Below are 24,700 nucleotides of genomic sequence, written 5' to 3'. Positions count from 1 at the left end.
TAGGTGATATGTAATGGAACGATATATAAGAAATATGGAAGCTTTATCAGTAGAAGAAATTAAGATATTAAATAACAGTAAAGTTTGTGTTGTTGGATGTGGGGGCTTAGGCGGCTATATAATTGAAATGTTAGCAAGGATTGGTGTTGAATATATTACTGCTATAGATGGTGATGTATTTGATGAAACCAATTTAAATCGACAATTAGTAAGTCACACAAAAAATATGGGAAAAAGCAAATCCATAGAAGCTAAAAAAAGAATCGAATTGATCAATCCTCATACTTATATAAATGCTATAGATATGATGATAGATCAATCTAACTCAACATCTCTTCTAAAAGATCATGATGTAATTATAGATGCCCTTGATAATATAAAAACGAGAATCTTAATTCAGTCTACTTCATCAAAGTTAAATATACCCATGGTACATGGAGCTATTGGTGGATTTTATGGACAAGTTACTACCATTTTTCCTAATGATAATACTTTAGACTTTTTATATCCTAAAGATAGTAGGGGAGAGAAAGGGATTGAGAAAAAGTTGGGAAATCCATCTTTTATACCACCACTTATAGCTTCTATAGAAGTAGCAGAAGTAATAAAAATTTTAATAAACAGAGGAGATCTTTTAAGGAAAAAAATACTACTTATAGATTTATTAAATAATAGTTATGATATAATCCATATAGAATAAACATAGATATTTAGTATTGTTTATTTTCATTTTCAATTATTTTCATGAAATTAGTCTATACTATGATTCTATCCTAAAATACGATGTTTAGAATTTATTTATAGATAAAGGATTGTTAAGTATATTAAGAGAATATTCAAATGTTAGGCCCCATACGTCCTATAAATGGATTTATAATGAATAAACATATAAACCCATGACAGTGATTATAAAAAGCTATTATAAACGAAACTGGAGCTAGTTTTTTTAAAGCTATTATAATTAATACGGTTGGCTTGAGTTTTGCTTAAAAGCTAAGTTTATATTGTGATAAAATTAGTTTTTAAAATTAGATCTAAATAATAAAAAGAATATCAAAATATAAATTTAATTTTAACTATATTAATTCTTAAAAATATATCATAAAAAAGAAGGAAATTATATATTTATGTCGAATATATAAATAGTCACAAAATAAGTATTTTGTGACTATTTATATCAAAATACAGAAAAGAGGGGTATAATGTATGGAACACCATTGATACTTGAAGATTATTTAAATTACATGGAGACGATTAAAGGTACTTCTCATAACACTGCGAAGGAATATTTTTTTGATTTACGTACTTTTTTTAGATTTATAAAATTAAGATACAAGCTTGTAGATGATAGCATTCCATTCGAAGATATTGACATCGAAGATGTAGATATTGAATTGGTTAAAAAAATCAATATTCAGGATCTACACTCTTTCATATCTTACGTTGATAAAAATAGAAATAATGGAAATTTTGCTAAGTCTAGAAAAGTCGCAAGTCTAAAATCATTCTTTGATTATCTTTATTTAAAGGTAAATTTAATTAGTAAAAATCCTGCTGATGGGCTTGAATTTCCTAAAACCGATGTTAGACAACCAGTCCATTTCACTTTAAATGAATGTGAAAGACTATTGAATACCATTCTAGAAAATAAAAGTGATTTTTTTAGGAAACGTGATTATGCAATTGTTATGTTATTTTTAAATTGTGGTTTAAGACTATCTGAGTTGTCCAGTATAGATATCACAAAAATTAAAGCCGATACATTGACAGTCATTGGTAAAGGGAATAAAGAAAGAACTATATACTTGAATCAAGCTTGTGTGGACGCTGTAAAGGACTATCTAAGTGTAAGACCAAAAGATGGAGTAGATACAAATGCTCTTTTTTTAAGTATGAGGAAAAATAGAATGAGTAATAGGGCTATTCAACATATGATAGATAGATATCTGGAGAAAGCAGGATTTGATACTTCTATTTATTCAACTCATAAATTAAGACATACTGCTGCTACGTTAATGTATAAGTATGGCAATGTAGATATAAGAGCTTTACAAGCCATTCTAGGCCATGAAAATGTTTCTACTACTCAAATATATACCCATATAGATGATGAAAGGTTAAGAGACGCCGTGAAAAGTAATCCTTTAGCAAATGTTAAACCTAACTTTACTGATAGCAATGAATAATGGGTAGGCTTTTACAGCCTACCCATTATTCATTGGGGTTATGTTTGATAGGTATTTTTAACAAATCTCCAGGATAGATATCAGCGTTTTCCATTTTATTGAATTCCCTTATTTCAAATATCATTCTTCTTACATCATAATTTTCTGGCATATTTTCAATAGCTATATTCCACAATGTATCTCCTTTTTTAACTATTAATTCGGTATAGGCATGTTTGTATGTAGAGCTATAAACTTTCTGATTCTTAGTAAACATAAAAATAATAGCTATTGCTATAATCATTGTAGTGATAACAAAGATTGTAAATCTTCTTTTGTTAACAATTTTATATTTAACTTTTTTCATAAAATCACCTCGCACATTAGTTCAAAACGTTTGTTCTAATTATATTCTAATAAAACATAAGTTCCTTGTCAATAGTTTTTTAAAAAAAGAACTAACGTTTGAATATTTATTTTTTCTATGATATAATGAACTAAATTAATAATTGGATGGCTAAGTCATGTTTAATGACTAGTCTTGTTCTTATACTTTAAATTTATGGGAGGTGTATAACGTGTATGAAGATTTAAATCAAACTCAATTAGAGATTTTACATTTCATGAAAAGTCAAATTCAAAAAAAGGGATATCCTCCATCTGTGAGAGAAATATGTAAAGGCGTAAATTTGAAATCTACTTCTACTGTTCATAGGCATCTAGAAAAACTAGAAACAAAAGGTTATATAAGAAAAGATCCTACTAAACCAAGAGCTATTGAAATCCTTGATAGGGATGAAGATTCTTTATTTGCAGTTAAAAAAACTGTAGATATACCTATAATAGGAAAAGTCACTGCTGGTCAACCAATTTTGGCAGTAGAACATATTGAAGATACTTTTCCAGTTCCTATCGAAATGGCTGAACGGGGGCCCCTTTTTATGTTGGAAGTCCAAGGTGATAGTATGATAGAAGCTGGTATACTAAGCGGTGATTATGTACTAGTTAAGCAACAAAACCATGCTATAAATGGAGATATTGTGGTGGCGCTATTAGAAGATGAAGCAACCGTTAAAAGATTTTTCAAAGAAAAGGATTATATTCGACTACAACCAGAAAATGAAGCTATGTCTCCTATATTAGTAAGAGAAGTAAGTATTTTAGGAAAAGTTATAGGATTGTATAGAAAGTTTTAAAAGCATATATATTAATATCGATTTACGGTAAAATAAGCTAACTAATAAGTTAGCTTATTTTTATCAATTAAATTGTTATTATATAGGTTGTTTAATGAATTTATTACACCAAGCTTACAGTGCTCATAAGTTAGCCCCCCTTGATAATAGGCAAAAAAAGGTTCTCTCATGGGACCATCAGCACTTAATTCTATTGAAGATCCATCTATGAAACCTCCTGCAGCCATTATTACCTTATCTTCATATCCAGGCATATCCCATGGTAATGGAGTTACATAAGAATCTACAACCGCTGCTTTTTGAACGCCTTTGCAAAACTCGACAACTCTATCCGGAGATCTTAATTTTACGGCTTGAATTATATCACTTCTAACATCATCTATTTCAGGTACAATTTCAAATCCTAGTTCTTTATAAACAATACCAACTAATAAGGCTCCTTTTATAGCTTCTGAGACTACGTGAGGAGCTAGGAAAAGACCTTGTAATGTAGAACGGGTTGTACCAAAGGTCAAGCCACAATCTTTTCCTAGACCAGGTGCAGTGCTTCTATTGGCTACTTGTTCAACTAGTTCAGATTTACCTACTATATAGCCTCCGGTTAATGCTATACCTCCACCTGGATTTTTAATCAATGACCCTGCCATGATATCTGCTCCTACATCAGTAGGTTCTTTTTTTTCTGTAAATTCGCCATAGCAATTATCTACCATAATAATAATGTTTTTATAAATTTTTTTAATCTCTTTTATAGCTCTTTCCATTTCATCCATGGGTATAGCTTTTCTATCACTATATCCTGTAGATCTTTGAATTAATAACAATTTAGTATTATTGCTAATATTTTTAATTGTTTCTTCTACATTAATACTATCATTTATTAATGGTATTTCATTGTACTTAATACTATAGTCTAAGAATGTACCTTTTTGATCCCCTTTAACTCCGATTACTTTTAATAACGTATCATATGGAGTACCTGTTATAGAAATGAACTCATCTCCAGGCCTTAATAGACCTGCTAATGTGAGGGTAATTGCATGAGTTCCTGATACAATAGTAGGTCTTACTAAAGCATCTTCTGCATTAAAAACTAATGAATAAATTTCCTCAACTTTATCCCTACCTATATCACCATATCCATATCCAGTAGTCCAGTTGAAATCTGTAGAACTCAATTTAGCATCTTGCATGCTTTTTATTATTTTATATTGATTGTACTCCTTTATCTTATTAATATAATTAAATTTATCTAAAATCAACTTTTCTTTTGAATTTACAAATTCAATTACATTTTTATTTAAACCATAATGTTTACATAATATATTTATTGTATCCTTATCCATATTACATCGCCTTTCTAATTATTAGTAAATACAAAAGCCTCTGATAAGTTCAGAGACATTTGTTAATTAAGTAATTCCTAGTCTGTATTATTATTTATTAAATTAATAGGCTTAACAGGTATGATTGTAGATATAGCATGTTTATATATAAGCTGTTGTTTTCCCTCACTGTCTAATATAATAGTATAATTATCGAAACCTTTAACAACACCTCTTATCTGATATCCATTAATTAGATAAATGGTAATAGTATTATTATCCTTTCTTGCCTTATTAAGAAAAACATCTTGTAGGTTTGTTATAGTCTTCACATATTCCCCTCCCTTATATATTTATGAACTTTTTTGTATAACTAATAATATGTTCATTAATATGTTCAATTGAATCATATTCATTGATATTAATCCAATAAATTCTATTATCTCTTCTAAACCAAGTTAATTGCCTTTTAGCAAATCTTCTTGTATTTCTTTTAAGAACTTCGATAGCCTTATCTAGACCCATGTTTCCGTTTAAATAAGATATAATCTCTTTATAACCTATAGCTTGCATCGAAACTAATTCTTTACTATAACCCATTGATAATAGCTTTTTAACTTCTTGTACTAAACCTTCCATGATCATCATATCGACTCTTTCATTTATACGCGAATACAATTTAGCCCTATCCATAGTTAGTCCAACCATAACTAAATTATATTTATCTACTTCTTTTCTAAAGTCCTTATTATAATGCGACATTGGTTTACCAGTTTCATAATATATTTCTAATGCTCTAATTATTCTTTTTCTATCATTAGGATTTATCCTTTTGGCTGATTCCTCATCTATCTTAGATAATTCATCATAGATATATTGATTACCATGTATATTTGCAATTTCATCATATCTTTTTCTAAATTTTTCATTAGCTTCAACCCTAGCAAATTTTAATTCATATACTAAGGAATTAAGATATAGTCCCGTGCCTCCAACAACTATAGGAATTTTTTTTGCTTTATTAATTTTATTAATGTATTTTTCAGCATAATGTTTATAATCCGCAACCGTAAATTCTTCATCAGGATAAACTATATCAATTAAATAATGAGGAATATTCTCCATTTCTTCTTTTTTTATTTTTGCAGTACCGATATCCATGTATTTATATATCTGCATAGAATCAGCTGATATTATTTCCCCTTTAATTTTTTTTGCTAAGTCTATAGAAATTGATGTTTTCCCTATAGCTGTTGGTCCAAGAAGAATCAATAAATCTTTTTTAGTTTCCAATAATATCATCCTTTTACATTATTCTTTTGAACTCTTTTTCAATATCTTTTTTTGAAATTTCAATAATAGTTGGCCTACCATGAGGACAGGTATATGGGTTTTTGCACTTACTTAACTGATCTATTAGACTTCTAATTTCAACATTATCCATAATATCACCACTTTTGATGGCTTTAGTACAAGCCATTTTAATTATTTTGTCTAATTTAATTTCGTAGCTGCTCTTGATATTTAAAGCAATAGTGTCAAGTAAATCCATAAACAATTCTTTAATTTGGGGTTTTCCAAACAATATAGGAACACCTCTTATTATAACGCTATTGTTGCCAAATTCTTCAATAATAAATCCTAAATTATTAAAGAATTGAATATTTTCCATAACGGTTTCAATTTCTGGATTGCTTAGTTCGACTATTTCAGGGGTTAGAAGATTTTGAATAACTACTTTTTCTAACTCATATTCTTCTTTGTATCTCTCATAAATAACTCTTTCATGGGCTGCATGCTGGTCAACAACAAAAACCTTCTCCATTTCAGGGTTTTCCATTAGTATATAAGTTGAAAATAAAACCCCTAATATTTTTGAATTCTTAAATGAAATATCCAATTGATTATCATAATTTTGATTAGTTGAATATTGAGTTATTGAATTCTTGTTACAAGTTAGTTCTTCATAATAGTTTATCTTACTATCAATATTATTCATATTACTACTTTCACTATGCGATTCTTTAGCACTATTAATTAATTTTTTTTCTTCAATAACATTCAAATAACTATTATCAACAATAGCTTTTTCATATAAAAGGGGTAATTCATTTTGATTTTCTTCCACTTTTTCTTTGGTAAAAGTAACTTTTGGAATTGATAGTATTCTATTTAAAGTATTATCTATTATATTTTCAAGAATGTTAGACATCTCACTTTGATTCACAAACTTAATATCCTGTTTTGTTGGATGAATATTTACATCAATTAATGATGGATTTATATCAATAAATATAATAAACACTGGATATCTATTATTAGGTATAATAGATTTATATTTATTCTCAATAAGGGTTGATATAAAATTATTCTTAACATATCTATTATTAACATATAGATACTGGTGACTCCTATTGCTTCTATAAAAACTATTGTTAGAAATATACCCATTTATTTTAAAATCAGAGGAATTAAAGTCTATACTTATAAGATTCTTACTAAAGTCCTTACCAAGTAATGTATATATATTTGATTTTAAATCACTATTTTCAGATGTATTAAATATAATTTTATTATCTTTAATATATTTAAAGGAAATTCCTTTGTTTCCTAATGCCAATTTATAAATAATATCGCTAATATTATTTGCTTCTACAGTATCACTTTTTAAGAAATTTTCTCTCACTGGTAGATTATAAAACAGATCCCTTACAATCATAGTAGTCCCTTTGGGACAACCAACTGGTCTTATCTTTAGCACTTCTCCATTTTGTACAAAAGCTTGTAGGCCAGATAAATCATTAACTGTCTTTGTAAGGACTTCCATTTTTGATACTGCAGAAATACTTGCTAATGCTTCTCCTCTAAACCCAAAAGACACTATTCTATACAAATCTTCTATATTGGTTAATTTACTAGTAGAATGACGTTTAAAAGCTATTTTTAGATCCTCTTTTGTAAATCCATCCCCATTATCTGTAACTCTTATATAATCTTTTCCTCCATTAGTTATTTCTATAGTTATACTTGATGAATTCGCATCTAAAGAGTTTTCCACAAGTTCTTTAATTACTGAAGAAGGTCTTTCAATAATTTCTCCAGCAGCAATTTTTTGTATTGTCAATTCATCTAGAATTTTAATCTTTGTCATTTTATGCCCTCTCCTTAAGTTTCTTAGCTTCTTCTATTAATTCATATAATATGTTAATAGCTTCTATAGGTGTTAGTTTAGATATGTCTACACTATTTATCTTATCTATAAAATAGTTTTTCCTATAATCTAAGAAATTAAGTTGTTGATTATGAACAGTTAAATTATTAGTACCAGAAGACTTATGATTTTCTTCAATTTGTATCAATATTTCATTAGCTCGATCTATAATCTTTTGATCAATGCCAGCTAATTTAGCTACTTGTATACCATAACTTTTATTAGTACTTCCTTCTACTATTTTTCTTAGAAATATAACTTCATCACCTTTTTCTTCAGCCAATATTGTTAAATTCTTTACTCCTTCTAACTTATCTTCCAGTTCTATCAGTTCATGATAGTGGGTTGCAAAAAGGGTTTTAGCCTTTATATTTTGAGCAATATGTTCAATTAGAGACCAAGCAATACTTAGACCGTCGTAAGTACTTGTACCTCTCCCTACTTCGTCTAATATAATTAAACTATTCTCTGTTGCATTTTCAATTATATTTGCTACTTCATTCATTTCTACCATAAATGTGCTTTCTCCTTGCGACAAATTGTCAGAAGCACCAATTCTGGTAAATATTCTATCAACAATACAAATATTTGCCTTTTTTGCGGGAACAAAAGACCCTATTTGGGCCATCAATGTAATAATAGCTACCTGTCGCATATAGGTAGATTTACCTGCCATATTAGGGCCAGTTATAATTTGTACCCTATTATTTTTATTGTCCATATAGGTATCATTTGGAACAAATCTATCATCCATTATAGTTGCTTCAACAACAGGATGTCTTCCTTCCACAACTTCAATTATACCATCATTGTTTAATTCAGGTTTCACGAAATTATTTTGATATGCAACTTGGCTAAAAGAATTTAGAACATCAATTTTAGAAATTAATTTACTTACTCTTTGTATTCTGTTTGTTTGTTTTTTTATTTTATCTCTAATTTCATTAAATATATTATATTCTATATCTACTATCCTTTCCTCTGCTCCTAAAATTTTATGTTCTATTTCTTTTAATTCTACAGTATGATATCTTTCAGAATTAGTTAACGTTTGTTTCCTAATGAAATAATCAGGAACTAAATTTAAATTTGAATTCGTAACTTCAAAATAATATCCAGATTTTTTATTGAATCCAACTTTCAAATTTTTAATACCAGTTTTCTTTTTTTCCTCTAATTCTAAATTGGCTAACCACTGTTTGCCTTCTATGCTAGCTTTCTTTAATTCGTCTAAATTTTTATTATAACCTAATTTGATTATCCCTCCTTCTCTAACGGAAATAGGGGGATTATCTACTATGGATTTATCTAATAATTCATAAACATCCTCTAAAGTGTCTATTTGCATACCTAATTTAAGAAACTCTTTTTTATTAGAATCTATCAACAGTTTTTTAAGTTCTGGTATCCTAGATACTGAAATTTTTAAAGAAAACAAATCCCTAGCATTGCAATTACCATAAGATATTTTACCAATCAATCTTTCCAAATCATATATCTTTTTTAAACATCCTTTTATTTCATCCATGAGAATGATATTATCAACAAGCAATTGAACTATGGCTTGACGTTTTTTAATTTCATTAATATCTATTAAAGGTTGCTCAAGCCAGCTCTTTAACAATCTTCCTCCCATAGCAGTAGATGTTCTATCTAATAACCATATTAAGGCCCCTTTTTTCTCTCTTGTCATGATTGTTTCGTGTATTTCTAAATTTATTCTAGTATTTATATCTAATATCATATATTCATTTGAATCGTAGAATTCTAATTGGTTTATATGATTTAGGGAATCTTTTTGAGTTTCATACAAATATTCAATTAATTTTCCCGTTGACAAAATGGAATACATTTTACCTTCTAAGTTCAGCGTTTCTAAGTTAGATACATTAAAATGGTTGATAATCAAACTTTCCCAATCTTTTTTTTCTGTAGTCATAGAATCATAAACATTTATATAAGGATTTATTCTATTCTTGATAGTTTTAAGTATTTTCTTATTGTTGGTAAACTTATCATTGCATACTATTTCTGATGGAAATATCTTTCCCAATTCATCTAAAATAAAATTATAAGATTCATTCTCTTCCCTTAAAGTTTCAGTAGTGTACATCTCACCTGTAGAGCTATCAACATAGGATAATCCAATACCAGATTCATCTATATATATAGAAGCTAAGTAATTGTTAGTTTTTTCATCTAATACATTGATATCAGTAATAGTTCCAGGGGTTATTACTCTCACTACATCTCTATCTACTAATCCTTTCGCTAAAGCTGGATCTTCTAATTGTTCACATATGGCTACCTTATATCCTTTCTTTACCAACTTAGAAACATAGACATCAGAGACATGATGAGGTACCCCACACATTGGAGCTTTTTCATTTCCACCTGCATCTCTTTGAGTTAAAGCAATTTCAAGCTCTTTTGCGGCTATCAAAGCATCATCAAAAAACATTTCATAAAAATCCCCTAATCTGAAAAAAAGAATAGAATCCTTATAATTTTCTTTTATCTCTTTATATTGTTTCATCATTGGTGTTAAGTTATCCAAATTTAAAACCTCCGAATCATATTATAGAACCTTCTAGAGTAAATGATTTAACCTTTTCTATCTTTACATTAACTAAATTACCTATCAATTCTTTATCGCCTTCAAAATGAACAAGTTTGCCATGTCTTGTTCTACCAGTTAATACATTTTCGTTGTTTTTACTTACTTCTTCAACTAAAACTTCAACAATTTCATCTAAATACTTTAGATTTTTCTCATAAAATATTGGATATAAAGAATCTAATAATCTTTGGAATCTTTTATGTTTTACATCATCAGGCACTTGTTCTTGCATTTTAGCAGCAATAGTACCTTCTCTAACTGAATATAAAAATGTAAAAGCTGAATCAAATCTAACTTTTTCAACTAGATCTAAAGTTTCATTAAAGTCTTCTTCCGTTTCCCCTGGGAAGCCTACTATAATATCTGTAGATATTGCAATATCAGGTATAGATTTTTTGATTTTTTCAATTAAAATTAAATAGTCTTCTTTTTTATATTTTCTATTCATTGCCTTTAATATCCTGTCACTGCCAGATTGAACAGGGAGGTGTAAATGTTCGCACACTTTATCTAATTTTGCCATAGCTTCTATTAATTCATCTGACAAGTCTTTTGGATGAGAAGTCATAAACCTTATGCGTTCAATTCCATCTATTTTATTTACATCTTCCAATAAATTAGCGAAGGAATAATCATAACCTAAAGTTTTTCCATAAGAATTCACATTCTGGCCTAATAAAGTAATTTCTTTATACCCTTTTTTAGCTAAGCTTTCTATTTCTTTAATAATATTCCCTGGCTCTCTGCTTTTCTCTCTGCCTCGTGTATATGGTACTATACAATAAGTACAAAAATTATTGCATCCATACATAATATCTACGAAGGCTTTAAAAGAAAATTTTCTATTAGCTTTAATATCTTCTGCTATTTCCCTATTATCTTCTACTATATCAACAACTGTTTCATTAGTTTGCAAATGTCTATTAATTAACTGTGGCAATTTGTGTATATTTCCAGTTCCAAAAATAATATCTACATGTTTATATTTTGAAAGTATTACATTTCTTGCTTCTTCTCGTTGCATCATGCATCCACATACAGCTAGTATTAAATCAGGATTTCTTCTCTTTAAATCCTTTAATGCACCTAATTGACCATATACCTTTAACTCCGCATTTTCTCTAACCAAACAGGTATTATATATAATAAAATCACTTTCTTCTTTATTATCTGTCCACTTATAACCCATAGTTTCTAATATCCAAGATATTTTTTCGGAATCATGTTCATTCATTTGACAACCATAGGTTACAATTGTATATTTTTTATTTTTCATTTGTAATCCTCCTAAAACTAGTCATCTTATATTATAACAAAAAACAAAAAGAAATAACATTTTAATCTTTTCGTTTAAATGTATCTCATCTTATTTATTATATCATTATAAATAGCCTATTGGAAGTTCAATAGGCTATTAGATAGACTTTAATATATTATTAATTTTAATCTTCTTGTATAAGTACATTTTCATAAGGTTCACAATTTTCTAAAGAACATAGTCCGCAAATATTATTTATACAGGAAACTGCCCCACATTTTTTGTAAGTGTATTTTCTTCTGGATTTTATAGATTTGATTTTTTTCTTCATACTAATCAACCCCTTTTGTTTGTTTATAAGAAAATTATATCATTAAAATTGTTATAAAGCAAGGGATTATTCAGAATAATGAAATATATAATATAAAATATTGCAATAAAACATTCATATTAATTATAATTTAATCGAATATGCAATATTTAATTCATAAAAATTCATTTTATATTTCAACTATTGTTAAATAACCTTTGGAAAAATCCTTTATTATTTTCCATTCTTTTTATTTTTTCTTTCAAGGCAGCAACTTCATAAGATTTTTCTTTAACTTTCATTTTTAATTTCGCATTCTCACAAATTAAAACATCTCTTTCTTTACTACTTAATTCATTTCTTAGTGCAATTATTTCATCCATTAATTCTTTGATTATCTTTTCGTTATATTCAGAATTGTTTTCTAAGATTTTAATTAAATCATCAAAAAAAATTTCTTGCAAGTTTATGCTTATCTCTTTGGCTAATTCAATAGAACTAATACTCTCTTCTTGGCTGACATTGGTTAAAGCAGCTTCTTCATTAGTAGTTACTAACATTTCTGGTGATTTTAAAATTAATTTGATTTGTTTATTGCTAAAACCTTTTTCTTGAAGAGATTTTATATATTGAAACAATTCAATTTCTGTATAAGTATAAAATCTGTGATTGGATTCATTTCTTGGAATTTCTAGTTCAAATTCTTTTTCATAATATCTAAGTACATGAGGAGGGTAGCCTGTCAACTCAGCCACTTCAGATATTGCATATTGTTTATCAACTTCTAACATTTTAGTTTAATACCCCCTTAAAAACAGTCTTATATAAATATTCTTTAATGTGTTTAAAATTCCTTTATAAAAAATAACATTTTATTTAACAATTATTGATATAATACTTCAATAATTTTCATAGTCCAATAAAATTATCAAAAATCAAAGAGCTCTTTTAAGAGCTCTTTAGCTATAAGTTAATATCATGTTCTAAAAGTTTTATCAATAAGTTTATGGAGTTAAGTATGTCTTTTTTGGACGCCATTTCTATTGTAGAATGGACATACCTGGTAGGTATAGATATAACTCCAGAAGGTACCCCTTCTTTAGTTAAATGAATAGCACCTGAATCTGTACCACCATATTCTAGTACTTCTAGTTGATAAGGTATCTCATTTTTTTTCGCAATATCCACCATAATTTGTCTCAATTTTGGATGGGTTAAAATTGAATTATCTTTTACTTTTATAGCAGTACCTTTGTGTAATCCAACTGCAAAAGTTTTGGCTTTAGGCGTATCACCACTCCCTGTTACGTCAATGGCTATACCAATATCTGGCTCAATTCTAAAAGCAGAAGTTTTTGCTCCTCTCAAACCTACCTCTTCTTGTACTGTAAATACGAAATATAGATCATTTTTAGTATTTTCTATTCTTTTTAATGCTTCAATAGCAACAAAACATCCAACTCTATCATCTAAACATCTCGTAAATACAACATTCTCATTATCGCTATACTCTGATTTATAAACACATATATCTCCAATAGTAACTAGTTTTTCTGCCTCTTCTTTATCCTTAGCTCCTATATCTATAAACATATTGGCTAATTTAAGTTTAGAAATATCTTCAATAGGTTCAGAAGAAACAACACCCACTGTTCCATTTTCAAAAATAACTTGTTGGCTTAGTGTAATAAAAGGAGATATTCCACCAATGTTGGTAAACCTTAAGAAACCTTTATCATCTATATCGGTAACCATCAATCCAATTTGGTCCATATGAGCAGCTATCATTATTCTTTTACCATTACCCTTTTTTCTAGCTATTAAATTACCAAGATCATCTGTGCTCATTTCGTCAACATAGTCTTTAATTTCATTCTTAATATACTCTCTAATGATCTTCTCATTACCAGACGGCCCGTAAAGATTAACCAATTCTATAAGAAGTTGACTATTAAACTTCATATTACAGTTCCCCCTTTTTATACTCAGCTAAGATAGCTATTAATAATTTATAGGTATTAGCATAATCATTTTTACTCATTACTGAAGTTGGTGAATGAATGTTTCTACAAGGTACAGATATTGTTGCAGTAATAGATCCTTCCCTTGCAGTGTGTATTTTCCCTGAATCATTTCCACCCATAGATGTTTTTCTATATTGATAAGGTATATTGTTTCTCTCAGCAATCTTAACTATTTTATTTCTAAAGTCCATATTATATAGAGTTGTTCTATCTACTAATGAGATTGCAGGTCCCTTATTTAAGTATGTAGGTATTAAATGCTTATCTAGTTTTGGTATATCATAACATAAAGTTCCTTCTAGTATTATACTGATATCTGGGTCGACTCGATATGCAACAGGCCCTGCTCCCACAAGCCCTACTTCCTCCATTACGGTAAAAACACCATAAAAGCTTACTTCTTTTATCTCTTTAAGTAATTGAACTAATAAGCTACATCCTACTCTATTATCTAATGCCTTTGCTTTTACTAGATTATTACCAAATTCAACATATTGACTTTCAAACATTACATAATCACCAATACTAACCAGTTTTTCTGCCTCTTCTTTTGTATTAACCCCTATATCTATATATAACTGATCAATGTTTAACGCCTTCTGCCATTCTTCTCTTTTTTGTAAATGAATAGGTTTTGCTCCTATAACTCCTAATATTTTATCTTTACCTACTAGGACTGGCTTAGAAACTAAAATTCTTTTATCAATGCCACCAACAGTAGTAAATTTAAGTAATCCCATATTATCGATATCTGTAATCATTAAACCTACTTCATCCATATGGGCTGTAACCATTAACTTTTTAGAACTATTATTTCCCTTTTTAAAGGCTATTATATTTCCTAATCTATCAACATTAATGTCATCTACATAGTCTTTTATTTCATTAAGAATAATATCTCTAACTTCCTTTTCATTACCAGATACACCTGAAGCCTCAGTTAATTTTTTTAGTAACATAGTAACCCCTCCAAGTTTTCATTTGAAATAGATGCTATGAAGAATGCTAATAATTTAGCTGTATTTTTCAAGTCTGTCATATCTACTACCTCTACAGAAGTATGCATATATCTTAAAGGTATAGATAAACATAAAGTTGGGATTCCCTCTCTTGTAATTTGCATTGCTCTTCCATCTGTTCCAGTGGGACCAGGTGTTACTTCAAATTGATAAGGAATATTATATTCCTTAGCTACTGCCACTATCTTTTCCCTAAGTCTTGGATGGATATTTCCCCCTATTGTTATTCCAGGACCTTTACCCATTTCAATTGTATCTGATTTTGAAAGTTCTGGAGTTGAACCAAATCCTACATCGATTGCTATACCAATATCTGGATTTATCTTATAAGAACTTGTGAAAGCGCCTCTCATACCAACCTCTTCTTGAACAGTATTAACAAAATAGATATCAGCTTCGTGGTTAATATTTGATAACTCTTTAATACATTCATACATAGTTGCTACCCCTGCTTTATCATCTAGAGATTTCCCCATTACTCTATTATTTTTTAAAGAGTTAAAACTCCGTCTAATGGTAATTGGATCCCCAATATTGATAAGTTTTTCTACCTCTTCCTTTGAATAACCTATGTCTATTATCATATCTTCCATTTTTATGGCTTTATTTACTTCCGATGGTTCTTGTAAATGGGGAGGTTTTGATCCAATGACTCCAAATAAATCTTTATTTCCATGTACTATGACTTCTTGACCTAGGATGGTTCTAGGATCTATACCTCCGATACTAGTGAATTTTAGAAATCCGTTATCTTCAATATTCTTAACCATTAAACCAATTTCATCCATATGAGCAGATATCATTATTTTTAAGTTTGAATGATTATTTGTTCCTTTTTTTAATATTATTATATTGCCTAATTTATCCACATATACACTATCAGCATAGTTTTGGAAAGTTGATATTAAGGTATCATTAATTTTATACTCATGTCCTGATACACTGCTCCCATTACTCAATATCTTTAAAAACTCTTTAGTCTCCAATTTATTACCCCCCTTTAATAAGTATTTCCATTGTATTATAACATAAAATTTATTTAGATACACTAATTAATTTTGCCATAGAAAAAGGTTTTAATAGTTTTGTAATTATAACGTTCAGGCAAGATTATTTGTTCTGTACTTCCAACAAATAATACTCCATTATTATCTAAACTATTGTGAAATTTTTTATATAACAATTCTTTTGCCTCGTCGGTAAAATATATCATTACATTTCTACAGGCAATTAAATCTATATTCTTAGGAAAAAGGTCTTTTAAAAGATCTAATTTTTTAAATGTTACACGTTCTTTTATTTCATTTTTTATTCGATATGAATTTCCAACCTTTTCAAAGTACTTTTTTTTAAATTCAATTGGTAAATTAGTTAAAGCTTTATTAGAGTAAAGACCTATTTTAGCTTTTTCTATAGCTTCATCATCAATATCAGTAGCTAATATTTCTATTTCATTCAGATTATAAAATTTCGTCATCAACATAACTAGCGAATAGGGCTCTTCTCCAGTAGAACAGGCTGAACTCCATATTTTTAGTGTTTTTTTGCTTTTACTAATTAAATTTGGTAATATAAAGGTTTCTAAAACCTTCCATTGAGATGGATTTCTATAGAACTCAGATACATTGATTGTCATATAATTTATAAACTGGTCTAATAAAAATTTGTCAGATTTTAACCTTTGAAAATATTTATTAAAATCATTAAATCCATTTCTGTTCATCAAGGAAGTGATTCTTCTTTTCATTTGTTTTTCTTTATAGTAATTTAAATCTATATTAATTAGATCATTAATATTTTTTTTGAAAACTTCATATTTATCCATGGATGCCCCCTTAAAGATGATATATGATTGGAATAAATCGAGAAAGAAAGATAAAGTTTAGAATTTAAAAAATTTCTGTGGTGTAAAACCACAGAAATATTAATGTAAAGGGGGTCTTGATGTAGTTTGTGAGGTCACAATGATATTATTCTCAAAATTACATTTATTATACATCAATTCCCTTCACATTTTTAGTTATCTTTAATAATATCTTCTATTTTTACATCCATTTCTTTATTTTCAAATTTATCCTCTTGAATTTCTTTTTTTTCACTATCTTCTTTAATGGCTTTCATACTCAAGCTAATTCTTTGTTCATCCTCATTAATATCAATGATTTTTACTGAAATTTCCTGGCCAAGTTTTAGTCTATCTGATGGCTTGTCTACATGCTCTGTAGATATTTGAGAAACGTGAACTAAACCATCAACACCTTCTTCTAGTCTAACAAATGCTCCAAAATCTAAAATATTTACAACCTTTCCCGATACTATATCTCCAATTTTTCTTTTTTCTAAAAAGACCTCCCATGGTTTTGGAAGAATTTGTTTTAGACCTAGAGATATTCTGTTTTTGTTTTTGTCAAAATCTAGGATTTGAACTTGAATTTTCTCACCTGCTTTTACAACTTCGGATGGGTGGTTTATCCTATACCAAGATAGATCAGATATATGGATTAACCCATCTAAACCACCGATATCTACAAAGGCTCCAAAGTCAGTCAATCTTTCAACTTTACCATCAATGACCTTTCCGATTTCTAAAGTTTCCCAAAGAATTTCTCTTTTCTTTTCTAATTTTTCACGTTCGACTATTTTACTAGATAGTACAATTCTTTTTCTATTCTTGTCAAAATCAATAATTTTTGCAATTAGTTTTTTTCCTTTATATGCACTTAAATCGTCAACATAAGTTACTGAAATTTGAGATGCAGGAATAAAGCCATGTATTCCTTTTACTAATACTGATAAACCACCTTTTACATTTGTAAGCACTTTACATTCTAATTCTTCTTTGTTTTCATAAGCCTCTTCTAGTTCTTCCCAGCTTTTTATAACTTCTAGTCTTTTGGTAGAAAGTACTACATTGCCTTCTCCATCATCTAGCCTTACTATATAAACTTCTATTTCATCCCCTTCTTTAAATAAATCCTTTGGATTTATATCTGGATCATTAGATAGTTCTTCCTTTGTAATTATTCCGTCAGATTTATAATTGATATTAACCATAATTTCATTGTCAGTTACATAAATAACTTTACCTTTTACAATATCTCCTCTATGCATTCTAACTAATGTGTTTTCTATTGCTTCCATTATTTCATTATTATTGATATTATCCATTGTATTAACAACCTCCTTAATTATCCAATCAGGTGTAGAAGCACCTGCGGTTATTCCTATTGTATTAAATTTTGATAGCTTTTGTAAAGGTAAATCTTTTAATGATTCTATATGATATACATTGTTACAATATTTTTTACTTATTTCTACTAATTTATTGGTATTGGAGCTATGATATCCTCCTATAACAATCATACATTCAACTTTTTTTGCTATTTCTTTACATGCATTTTGCCTTAAATTTGTAGCGTTACATATAGTATTGAAGATTTTAACATCTTTACCTTTGAAAGAAATAATGTCTGATAATTTTTCAAATTTTTCTAGAGTGTTAGTAGTTTGAGAGACGATGCATAATTTATCATAATTTTCTATATTCTGTGCTTCTTCTGCATTGTCTATGATAATAGCTTCATCGTTACACCATCCATTAATTCCTACCACTTCTGGGTGGTTTTTATCTCCGATAATTACAATTTTATATCCTTTACTGCTATATTCGTTCACTTTATTATGAACAGACTTTACATAGGGACATGTGCAATCAATTAATTCTAAATTTAAGTCTTGAATATTTTCTTGAACTTTACGGGGGATGCCATGAGATCTAATGATTATCTTTCCCTCTTTTATAAAATCAATATTTTCTATTACTGTTAGACCTTCATTATTAAATTTCTCCACTACTTGAGGATTGTGGACTATTGGACCTAGAGAATAGGTATTTATACCTTCTGATCCTTTAATAGTTTTTTCGGCAGTATTGACTGCTTTTTTAACCCCAAAACAGTAACCAGCATGTTCTGCTAAATAAACTTTCACAATTTTTCCTCCTATGCATTATTTAATGAATAGATAGATTTTAAAATATCCTTACTAATATTTTTATATTCCTCTGTAGAAAGCCTTTTATCAAAGTATTTATCTAAATAAATAGGCTCACCTATCTTAACTGATATTTTACTAAATAATTTGTATTTTGATTGAATATATACGGGGATAATTGATGATTTTCCCTTTATACTAATTAAGCTTATGCCAGGTTTAGCGCTATCCAAATCCATTTTTTTGACTCTAGTTCCTTCAGGAAAAATGCCTAGTATTTTCTCTTCTTTTAATACTTTTAAAGATGAACGTATAGCTGAAATATCTGAACCTTTCCGATCTACTGGAAATGCTCCTAGTTTAGAGACTAATATAGATAGAATTTTATTGTTAAATAATTCTTTTTTGGCCATAAAAGATATTGGTCTAGGCACAGCTATTGCTAGAACAACAGGATCTAATAAACTGATATGATTAGAGCATAATATGATTCTGCCTTTAGCTGGTATGTTTTCACGACCATGAATATCTATTCTAAAAATAATATTAAATATTAAAATTGCAAGGAACCTAATAACTTTATAAAAATGCAACTAGTTACCTCCCTTCTATTACAGCGATAATTTCATTAACACATTCTTCTACTGATTTACTAGTTGTATCTAGTAAGTATGCATCTATACTTTTTTTTAAAGGAGCAATTCTCCGTGTGCTATCTATATCATCTCTTTTTTTAATTTCGAATAAAACTTTTCCATAAGAAATATCTTTCTCTCTTTTTTCTAATAATTCATTATATCTTCTTCTAGCCCTTTCCTCGACTGAAGCTGTAATAAAAAATTTATAATTTGCATTAGGAAGGACAACAGTTCCAATATCTCTTCCATCTAAAATAACACTGCTAGATTCTGATAATTTTCTTTGTAACTCTACCATTTTTTCTCTTACTTCCTTTATTTTTGATATATCAGAAACATTATTGCTTATTGCATTTTTCCTAATTTCTTTGTCAACATTTTCTCCATCTAAGTATATATGATTATCTTTAAAATAAATAGAAGTCGTCTCCATTAGATTTATAACCCTGTCAGTATCCTTAGGATCAATACCTGCCTCTATTACTTTTAGAGTCAGAGCTCTATACATGGCGCCAGTATCAATATATTCTAATTTTAATATTTCAGCAACCCGTTTAGCTATAGTACTTTTGCCTGCTCCAGCAGGACCATCAATTGCTATAACTAGTCTTCTATTAGACATTTTAATCCTCCTAATAAAATAATAACCACCCATCGGTGGCAGTGTTGTTTTTATTCATTTAAATCAGGTCTCAATGTTTTTGCCTTATTTAGATATATATGTTTTACATCCTTTTGTTCTAATAAATCTTGATATAAAACTATTGCTCTAATACATCTTTTAATGCTACCTACAACATCCATTTCATTGAAACACATTAAACCACATTGGGTATATCCTAACAACCTAGCAGCCTTGGCAGGGTATTCAGCATTTAAATCTTTAGTTGATGAGAATAAAATGCTAATAACATTATCTTTTATTAGATTATTGTCACTTTCTATTCTTAGCAATAACTCTTTAGTAGCTCTTATAATTTCCTCTTTATTATTATGTTCAACAGTAGTAGCTCCTCTAATCGAAACCATTTTCAATTATACCACATCCTTTAATAATTATATATTAAAATCTGGAATCAAACAAGTTATTTTAATTGAACTTTGCTTAATATTTCTATACTTTGTGATGTTGTTATAATAGTATCTAATTTAGGCATATCTAAATTACTACTTACCCCTACTACTTTAATAGTTAGTTTATCATTATATTTTGTTCCGTCAATTTCTACAAGATCATTATGGTAGACATTAATTTTTATTTCATCATTTTTTGTAAAATCTCCAGCATATTGTCCATTAACTAAAACTTCAATATTATAAAAATTAGGTGTCATATTTTTAAGAATAATTATTCCCTTTTCATAATAATCAGTAGAACCGGATAGATTAAAAAACTTGTTATTATCAAAATCAATAGAAGTAAAAATTGAATGTTTGTTATTATAATCAATAAATTGAATTATTAGTAGAAGCATTAAGGAACAAATCGATAAAAATATCAATACCTTTTCTAAATAGTTATAGATAAATTTCATTTTAGCCTCCTAAATCCATTATTTATAATACTCTATGCGTATTGTTTACAAATAATGAAAATATTATAAGGCTAATCTTTAAAACTGTTAGACATTCATGCCAGCTAAGTATCCTGTAGAATATGCAACTTGTAAGTTGTAACCTCCTGTTAATCCATCTACATCTATAATTTCACCTGAAAAAAACAAACCAGGAATAAGTTTAGATTCCATTGTAGAAGGATCAATTTCCTTTGTAGATATTCCTCCAGAAGTTACTATAGCCTCTTCTATAGGTCTAAATTTCTTAAAAGTTAAAGGTAGGTTTTTTATAGTTTTAATAATTTTTAACCTTTCTTCTTTAGTTATTTGGTGAACAGGTTTTATTTCACTAATAGAAGCAAGATAAATAATTACTGGTATTAGTTTTTGTGGCAATAATTCATCTAAACCATTTTTAATTTGCCTGTTTTTGAATTTTTCAAAATCTCTTAGAATTCTATTATCCAATTTTTCGTAAGATAAAGCAGGTTTTAAATCAATAGAAAAATTTACTTTTTTATCAATATGTTTATTGATTATATTGCTTATTGATAATACAATAGGCCCAGATATACCATAATGCGTAAATATCATTTCTCCAAATTCTTCATGTATCTTTTTGTTTTTAACTAGGGCAATTAGTTTTACATTTTTTAGAGATAAACCTTGCAGTTTTTTAATCCACTCTTCTTGTATTTCTATAGGTACTAAAGAAGGCCTTAATGTCATAATTTTATGACCAAAATTTCTTGCGAAATCATATCCATCTCCAGTTGAACCAGTAGCTGGATATGATTTGCCTCCAGTAGCTAAGATTATTTTATCAAAAATGTCAGTACTATTGTCTTTGAATTTAATGATAAATTTATCATTGCTATTTCTTATATCTATTACTGTTTTATTTAGTAATACCTTCACGTTATTATCTACCAAAAATTTTTCTAGGGATTTTATTACATCACTGGATTTATCAGAGGCTGGGAAAACTCTATTTCCTCTTTCAATCTTAAATTTCAATCCATAAGACCCTAATAACTCTAGTATGTCTTTATTTGAAAAAGAATAAAAACTACTATATAAGAATTCTTTATTAGTTATGACATTATCAAAAAAGTCTTCTATGGGAGAAGCATTAGTGATATTACATCTGCCCTTTCCTGTTATAAATAACTTCTTTCCAAGTTTATTATTTTTTTCGATTAAGGTTACATCTTTACCTCTGGAGCCTGCAAATCCGGCAGCTATTATTCCAGCAGGTCCTCCTCCTATTACAGCAACTTTCATAATTAATTCTCCTCTATATGACTTGTATCATTAAATAGTTTTAAAACTCTATTATATTCTCTAATTTCTATAATAGACAAACTTACATTATTTATAGTTAAATTTTTAAAAGACACTAGATCAATGTCTAATAAACCTAAAATGATAGTTTTTAAAGTAGCGCTATGAGAAACTATTAAGAAATTATTAATTGTATCATCGTTGATTATCTTATTTATTCCTTTCATAGCCCTATGTTGTAATTCTTTTAATGTTTCTGCACCTTCAATTCTTAACTTATCCGGTTCTTTTCTCCACAAAATTAACTCATTAGAATACTTAGTATTCATTATTTCGTTAGTAATTCCTTCCCATACTCCAAAATTGATTTCTCTAAACTCTTTCATAGGTATTATGTCAAGATTAAGTTTATTTCCAATAATTTTAGCAGTCGTAAATGCTCTACTCAAGTCACTAGAATATATTTTTTCTATTTTTTCATTAATTAATCTATTTCCAATTAAATTGGCTTGTTCAATTCCCTTATTAGTAAGGGGGATATCCTGTTGACCTTGAATTTTTTTTAAAACATTCCATTTTGATTCTCCGTGTCTTACTAAAAATATTTTTTTCATATATTTACCTCCAATTTATGAGTATACATTATATTATAACAAAATATTATTTAATATTGAATATATCATTTATGATAACATTAATTATGCTATAAAAATAATAAATAAAACTACCAAATTACTGGTAGCTTCATTTATTATTTTTATTATTGGTATTGTATACATTATGTTTTTTCCATATCTTTTCAAGGTCTTCAAAATATGATGTAATATCATCTTTCTTCTCTGTTCCCAATGCAATAATAAAGGCGTTTATTAAGCTCATAGGGGCTACCAAAGAATCTACAAAGGATAACATATTACTACTTGCTATGAGAGTTGTATCTGCATACTGGGCTGCTGGTGATATAGGACTATCAGTAATACCTATTATCTTACAACCTTTTTCCTTACCATAGTCTAATGCTTCTAAAGTTCTTTTAGAATATCTTGGATAACTTATTCCGATAATAACATCTTTATCAGTAATTTTCAATAATTGTTCAAAAACATCGCTAGGACCTGAGGTTACTACTTTCACATTATCTAATAAAAAATTTAAATAAAAACCCAAATATCCAGCTAAAAAAGATGAACTTCTAAGACCTAATACAAATACATTTTTTGCTTCTAATGTTATCTCTACAGCACTTTGAAAAGCATGATAATCAATTTCACGTAACGTTTTCTCAATATTATCCATATCCTTTTTCACAGCTTGTTTCAACGCATTTTCATAGTCTGTAAAATCTCTACTTAAAGATATCCTTTGAACTGTAGTCAATTTATTTTTAATTAATTCTTGTAACTCTTTCTGCAATTCTCTATATCCATTGTAACCTAAAGTATTAGCAAATCGCACTACGGTAGACTCGCTTACCCCTACCGTTTCACCTAAAGTTGCAGCTGTCATAAATGCAGCTCTATCATAATTATTCATGATAAACTCAGCAATTAATTTTTGCCCCTTACTTAAACGATTGAAATTATTCTGAATTACTTTAATTAAATCAACATACTTCTCCATACAGTTTATCCTTATGATTTTCTATTAGCTTAAAACCTTCTTGAAGAGCTTTTTTGTTTAACTCTTCTGTCCCACGGGGCACTCTACTTAATACTGCCTTTTCAAGAGCTTCTTTACTTACTACTTTGGTTAATTCATAAATACTGCCTAAAGCAATAATATTCGCAACCATAGGTTTTTTTAGTTGATTTACAGCTGTATCTAATATTGGTATAGTATAAATCTTTACATCATCTCTATCTGGTTTTCTAGAAACAGATGCATCTAAAATTAATACTCCACCTGGTTTTAGGGAATCTATATATTTATCACAAGCTTTTTGTGTTAAAGATAATAATATATCACATTTATCTACTTTTGGATAATTAATATTATTGTCACTAATTATAACTTCCGCCTTACTAGCTCCTCCTCTTGCTTCCGGTCCATAAGACTGGGATTGTACTACATTTTTACCATCATGCAATGCAGCTTCTGCTAA

General features: G+C 28.4%; 24 protein-coding genes and 1 pseudogene. 3 read left to right on the top strand and 22 right to left on the bottom strand.

The genetic code is table 11. The features are described from left to right. Nucleotides 1–13 precede the first annotated feature (13 nt). Complete coding sequence (locus C3E89_RS07975) at nucleotides 14–700, top strand: HesA/MoeB/ThiF family protein (protein ID WP_236911910.1); 687 nt, start codon at nucleotides 14–16, stop codon at nucleotides 698–700. A 502-nt stretch (nucleotides 701–1,202) separates the two neighbouring features. Continuing rightward, nucleotides 1,203–2,186, top strand: coding sequence for a tyrosine recombinase XerC (locus C3E89_RS07970; protein ID WP_236911909.1), 984 nt, complete (start codon nucleotides 1,203–1,205; stop codon nucleotides 2,184–2,186). A 25-nt stretch (nucleotides 2,187–2,211) separates the two neighbouring features. Here the strand turns inward: C3E89_RS07970 and C3E89_RS07965 are convergent, their stop codons facing one another. Then, a complete protein-coding gene (locus tag C3E89_RS07965; RefSeq protein WP_236911908.1) occupies nucleotides 2,212–2,532 on the bottom strand; it encodes a LysM peptidoglycan-binding domain-containing protein in 321 nt (106 codons plus the stop codon). A gap of 211 nt (nucleotides 2,533–2,743) precedes the next feature. Between C3E89_RS07965 and lexA the strand changes: the two genes are divergently transcribed. Further along, nucleotides 2,744–3,361, top strand: coding sequence for a transcriptional repressor LexA (gene lexA / locus C3E89_RS07960; RefSeq protein ID WP_236911907.1), 618 nt, complete (start codon nucleotides 2,744–2,746; stop codon nucleotides 3,359–3,361). A gap of 41 nt (nucleotides 3,362–3,402) precedes the next feature. On the opposite strand, the gene C3E89_RS07955 is transcribed toward lexA, so the two are convergent. The 21 genes and pseudogenes from C3E89_RS07955 to C3E89_RS07855 form a co-directional block, all read right to left on the bottom strand. After that, nucleotides 3,403–4,707, bottom strand: coding sequence for a methionine gamma-lyase family protein (locus tag C3E89_RS07955; protein WP_236911906.1), 1,305 nt, complete (start codon nucleotides 4,705–4,707; stop codon nucleotides 3,403–3,405). A 77-nt stretch (nucleotides 4,708–4,784) separates the two neighbouring features. After that, complete coding sequence (hfq, locus tag C3E89_RS07950) at nucleotides 4,785–5,018, bottom strand: RNA chaperone Hfq (RefSeq protein ID WP_236911905.1); 234 nt, start codon at nucleotides 5,016–5,018, stop codon at nucleotides 4,785–4,787. A 13-nt stretch (nucleotides 5,019–5,031) separates the two neighbouring features. Then, nucleotides 5,032–5,979 carry a tRNA (adenosine(37)-N6)-dimethylallyltransferase MiaA gene (gene miaA, locus C3E89_RS07945; protein ID WP_236911904.1) on the bottom strand — a complete coding sequence of 316 codons (948 nt, stop codon included), beginning with the start codon at nucleotides 5,977–5,979 and terminating at the stop codon, nucleotides 5,032–5,034. Between the two features lie 13 nt (nucleotides 5,980–5,992). Then, complete coding sequence (mutL, locus tag C3E89_RS07940; RefSeq protein WP_236911903.1) at nucleotides 5,993–7,837, bottom strand: DNA mismatch repair endonuclease MutL; 1,845 nt, start codon at nucleotides 7,835–7,837, stop codon at nucleotides 5,993–5,995. A gap of 1 nt (nucleotide 7,838) precedes the next feature. Beyond that, nucleotides 7,839–10,454, bottom strand: a complete 2,616-nt coding sequence (mutS, locus tag C3E89_RS07935) for a DNA mismatch repair protein MutS (RefSeq protein ID WP_236911902.1) — start codon at nucleotides 10,452–10,454, stop codon at nucleotides 7,839–7,841. Between the two features lie 16 nt (nucleotides 10,455–10,470). Then, complete coding sequence (gene miaB / locus C3E89_RS07930) at nucleotides 10,471–11,793, bottom strand: tRNA (N6-isopentenyl adenosine(37)-C2)-methylthiotransferase MiaB (RefSeq protein ID WP_236911901.1); 1,323 nt, start codon at nucleotides 11,791–11,793, stop codon at nucleotides 10,471–10,473. 166 nt (nucleotides 11,794–11,959) lie between these two features. Further along, nucleotides 11,960–12,106, bottom strand: coding sequence for a hypothetical protein (locus C3E89_RS07925; protein ID WP_236911900.1), 147 nt, complete (start codon nucleotides 12,104–12,106; stop codon nucleotides 11,960–11,962). A gap of 176 nt (nucleotides 12,107–12,282) precedes the next feature. Continuing rightward, nucleotides 12,283–12,876, bottom strand: a complete 594-nt coding sequence (locus C3E89_RS07920; RefSeq protein ID WP_236911899.1) for a MerR family transcriptional regulator — start codon at nucleotides 12,874–12,876, stop codon at nucleotides 12,283–12,285. 172 nt (nucleotides 12,877–13,048) lie between these two features. Further along, nucleotides 13,049–14,047, bottom strand: coding sequence for a M42 family metallopeptidase (locus C3E89_RS07915; RefSeq protein WP_236911898.1), 999 nt, complete (start codon nucleotides 14,045–14,047; stop codon nucleotides 13,049–13,051). 1 nt (nucleotide 14,048) lies between these two features. After that, a complete protein-coding gene (locus C3E89_RS07910) occupies nucleotides 14,049–15,068 on the bottom strand; it encodes a M42 family metallopeptidase (RefSeq protein ID WP_236911897.1) in 1,020 nt (339 codons plus the stop codon). Further along, a complete protein-coding gene (locus C3E89_RS07905; RefSeq protein WP_236911896.1) occupies nucleotides 15,059–16,114 on the bottom strand; it encodes a M42 family metallopeptidase in 1,056 nt (351 codons plus the stop codon). The genes C3E89_RS07910 and C3E89_RS07905 overlap by 10 nt, the downstream gene beginning before the upstream one ends. A gap of 62 nt (nucleotides 16,115–16,176) precedes the next feature. Beyond that, nucleotides 16,177–16,995, bottom strand: a pseudogene (locus C3E89_RS07900) (CheR family methyltransferase); the annotation flags it as partial. Nucleotides 16,996–17,144: 149 nt separating this feature from the next. Then, nucleotides 17,145–19,118, bottom strand: coding sequence for a bifunctional 4-hydroxy-3-methylbut-2-enyl diphosphate reductase/30S ribosomal protein S1 (locus C3E89_RS07895; protein WP_236911894.1), 1,974 nt, complete (start codon nucleotides 19,116–19,118; stop codon nucleotides 17,145–17,147). A gap of 11 nt (nucleotides 19,119–19,129) precedes the next feature. Then, the gene (locus C3E89_RS07890; protein ID WP_236911893.1) at nucleotides 19,130–19,714 is read right to left on the bottom strand and encodes a lysophospholipid acyltransferase family protein; all 585 of its coding nucleotides are present in this window, start codon (nucleotides 19,712–19,714) and stop codon (nucleotides 19,130–19,132) included. A gap of 4 nt (nucleotides 19,715–19,718) precedes the next feature. Then, nucleotides 19,719–20,381, bottom strand: a complete 663-nt coding sequence (gene cmk / locus C3E89_RS07885) for a (d)CMP kinase (protein WP_236911892.1) — start codon at nucleotides 20,379–20,381, stop codon at nucleotides 19,719–19,721. Between the two features lie 50 nt (nucleotides 20,382–20,431). Further along, nucleotides 20,432–20,788 (bottom strand): chorismate mutase, encoded by a 357-nt coding sequence (aroH, locus tag C3E89_RS07880; RefSeq protein ID WP_236913452.1) that lies wholly within the window; start codon nucleotides 20,786–20,788, stop codon nucleotides 20,432–20,434. 56 nt (nucleotides 20,789–20,844) lie between these two features. After that, nucleotides 20,845–21,294: a hypothetical protein gene (locus C3E89_RS07875; protein ID WP_236911891.1), complete on the bottom strand. Its 450-nt coding sequence runs from the start codon at nucleotides 21,292–21,294 to the stop codon at nucleotides 20,845–20,847. Nucleotides 21,295–21,381: 87 nt separating this feature from the next. After that, a complete protein-coding gene (locus tag C3E89_RS07870) occupies nucleotides 21,382–22,602 on the bottom strand; it encodes an NAD(P)/FAD-dependent oxidoreductase (RefSeq protein ID WP_336512964.1) in 1,221 nt (406 codons plus the stop codon). After that, nucleotides 22,602–23,213 carry a histidine phosphatase family protein gene (locus C3E89_RS07865; protein ID WP_236911889.1) on the bottom strand — a complete coding sequence of 204 codons (612 nt, stop codon included), beginning with the start codon at nucleotides 23,211–23,213 and terminating at the stop codon, nucleotides 22,602–22,604. The genes C3E89_RS07870 and C3E89_RS07865 overlap by 1 nt, the downstream gene beginning before the upstream one ends. Nucleotides 23,214–23,343: 130 nt before the next feature. Continuing rightward, on the bottom strand, nucleotides 23,344–24,219 hold the full coding sequence (locus C3E89_RS07860) for a MurR/RpiR family transcriptional regulator (protein ID WP_236911888.1): 876 nt from the start codon (nucleotides 24,217–24,219) through the stop codon (nucleotides 23,344–23,346). Continuing rightward, a partial coding sequence (locus tag C3E89_RS07855; RefSeq protein ID WP_236911887.1) for a 2-oxoacid:acceptor oxidoreductase family protein occupies nucleotides 24,203–24,700 on the bottom strand: 498 nt, incomplete at its 5' end. The genes C3E89_RS07860 and C3E89_RS07855, both read right to left, overlap by 17 nt.

Origin of the sequence: Clostridium sp. Cult1, from assembly GCF_021655095.1 — a bacterium.
In the GTDB taxonomy this organism is placed as follows: Bacteria; Bacillota; Clostridia; order Tissierellales; family Tepidimicrobiaceae; genus Schnuerera.
Note: the sequence above shows the minus strand (reverse complement) of the source record. Positions and strands in the feature narration are given on the sequence as shown.

Bases quoted from the DNA above. Each gene is read 5' to 3' on its own strand.
- C3E89_RS07865 (WP_236911889.1), bottom strand. From the start codon at position 23,213: ATGAAAAAAATATTTTTAGTAAGACACGGAGAATCAAAATGGAATGTT.
- miaB (WP_236911901.1), bottom strand. From the start codon at position 11,793: ATGAAAAATAAAAAATATACAATTGTAACCTATGGTTGTCAAATGAAT.
- C3E89_RS07965 (WP_236911908.1), bottom strand. From the start codon at position 2,532: ATGAAAAAAGTTAAATATAAAATTGTTAACAAAAGAAGATTTACAATC.
- C3E89_RS07955 (WP_236911906.1), bottom strand. From the start codon at position 4,707: ATGGATAAGGATACAATAAATATATTATGTAAACATTATGGTTTAAAT.
- aroH (WP_236913452.1), bottom strand. From the start codon at position 20,788: ATGGTTTCGATTAGAGGAGCTACTACTGTTGAACATAATAATAAAGAG.
- C3E89_RS07925 (WP_236911900.1), bottom strand. From the start codon at position 12,106: ATGAAGAAAAAAATCAAATCTATAAAATCCAGAAGAAAATACACTTAC.
- mutL (WP_236911903.1), bottom strand. From the start codon at position 7,837: ATGACAAAGATTAAAATTCTAGATGAATTGACAATACAAAAAATTGCT.
- cmk (WP_236911892.1), bottom strand. From the start codon at position 20,381: ATGTCTAATAGAAGACTAGTTATAGCAATTGATGGTCCTGCTGGAGCA.
- C3E89_RS07860 (WP_236911888.1), bottom strand. From the start codon at position 24,219: ATGGAGAAGTATGTTGATTTAATTAAAGTAATTCAGAATAATTTCAAT.
- C3E89_RS07910 (WP_236911897.1), bottom strand. From the start codon at position 15,068: ATGTTACTAAAAAAATTAACTGAGGCTTCAGGTGTATCTGGTAATGAA.
- C3E89_RS07920 (WP_236911899.1), bottom strand. From the start codon at position 12,876: ATGTTAGAAGTTGATAAACAATATGCAATATCTGAAGTGGCTGAGTTG.
- C3E89_RS07970 (WP_236911909.1), top strand. From the start codon at position 1,203: ATGTATGGAACACCATTGATACTTGAAGATTATTTAAATTACATGGAG.
- C3E89_RS07975 (WP_236911910.1), top strand. From the start codon at position 14: ATGGAACGATATATAAGAAATATGGAAGCTTTATCAGTAGAAGAAATT.
- C3E89_RS07915 (WP_236911898.1), bottom strand. From the start codon at position 14,047: ATGAAGTTTAATAGTCAACTTCTTATAGAATTGGTTAATCTTTACGGG.
- C3E89_RS07875 (WP_236911891.1), bottom strand. From the start codon at position 21,294: ATGAAATTTATCTATAACTATTTAGAAAAGGTATTGATATTTTTATCG.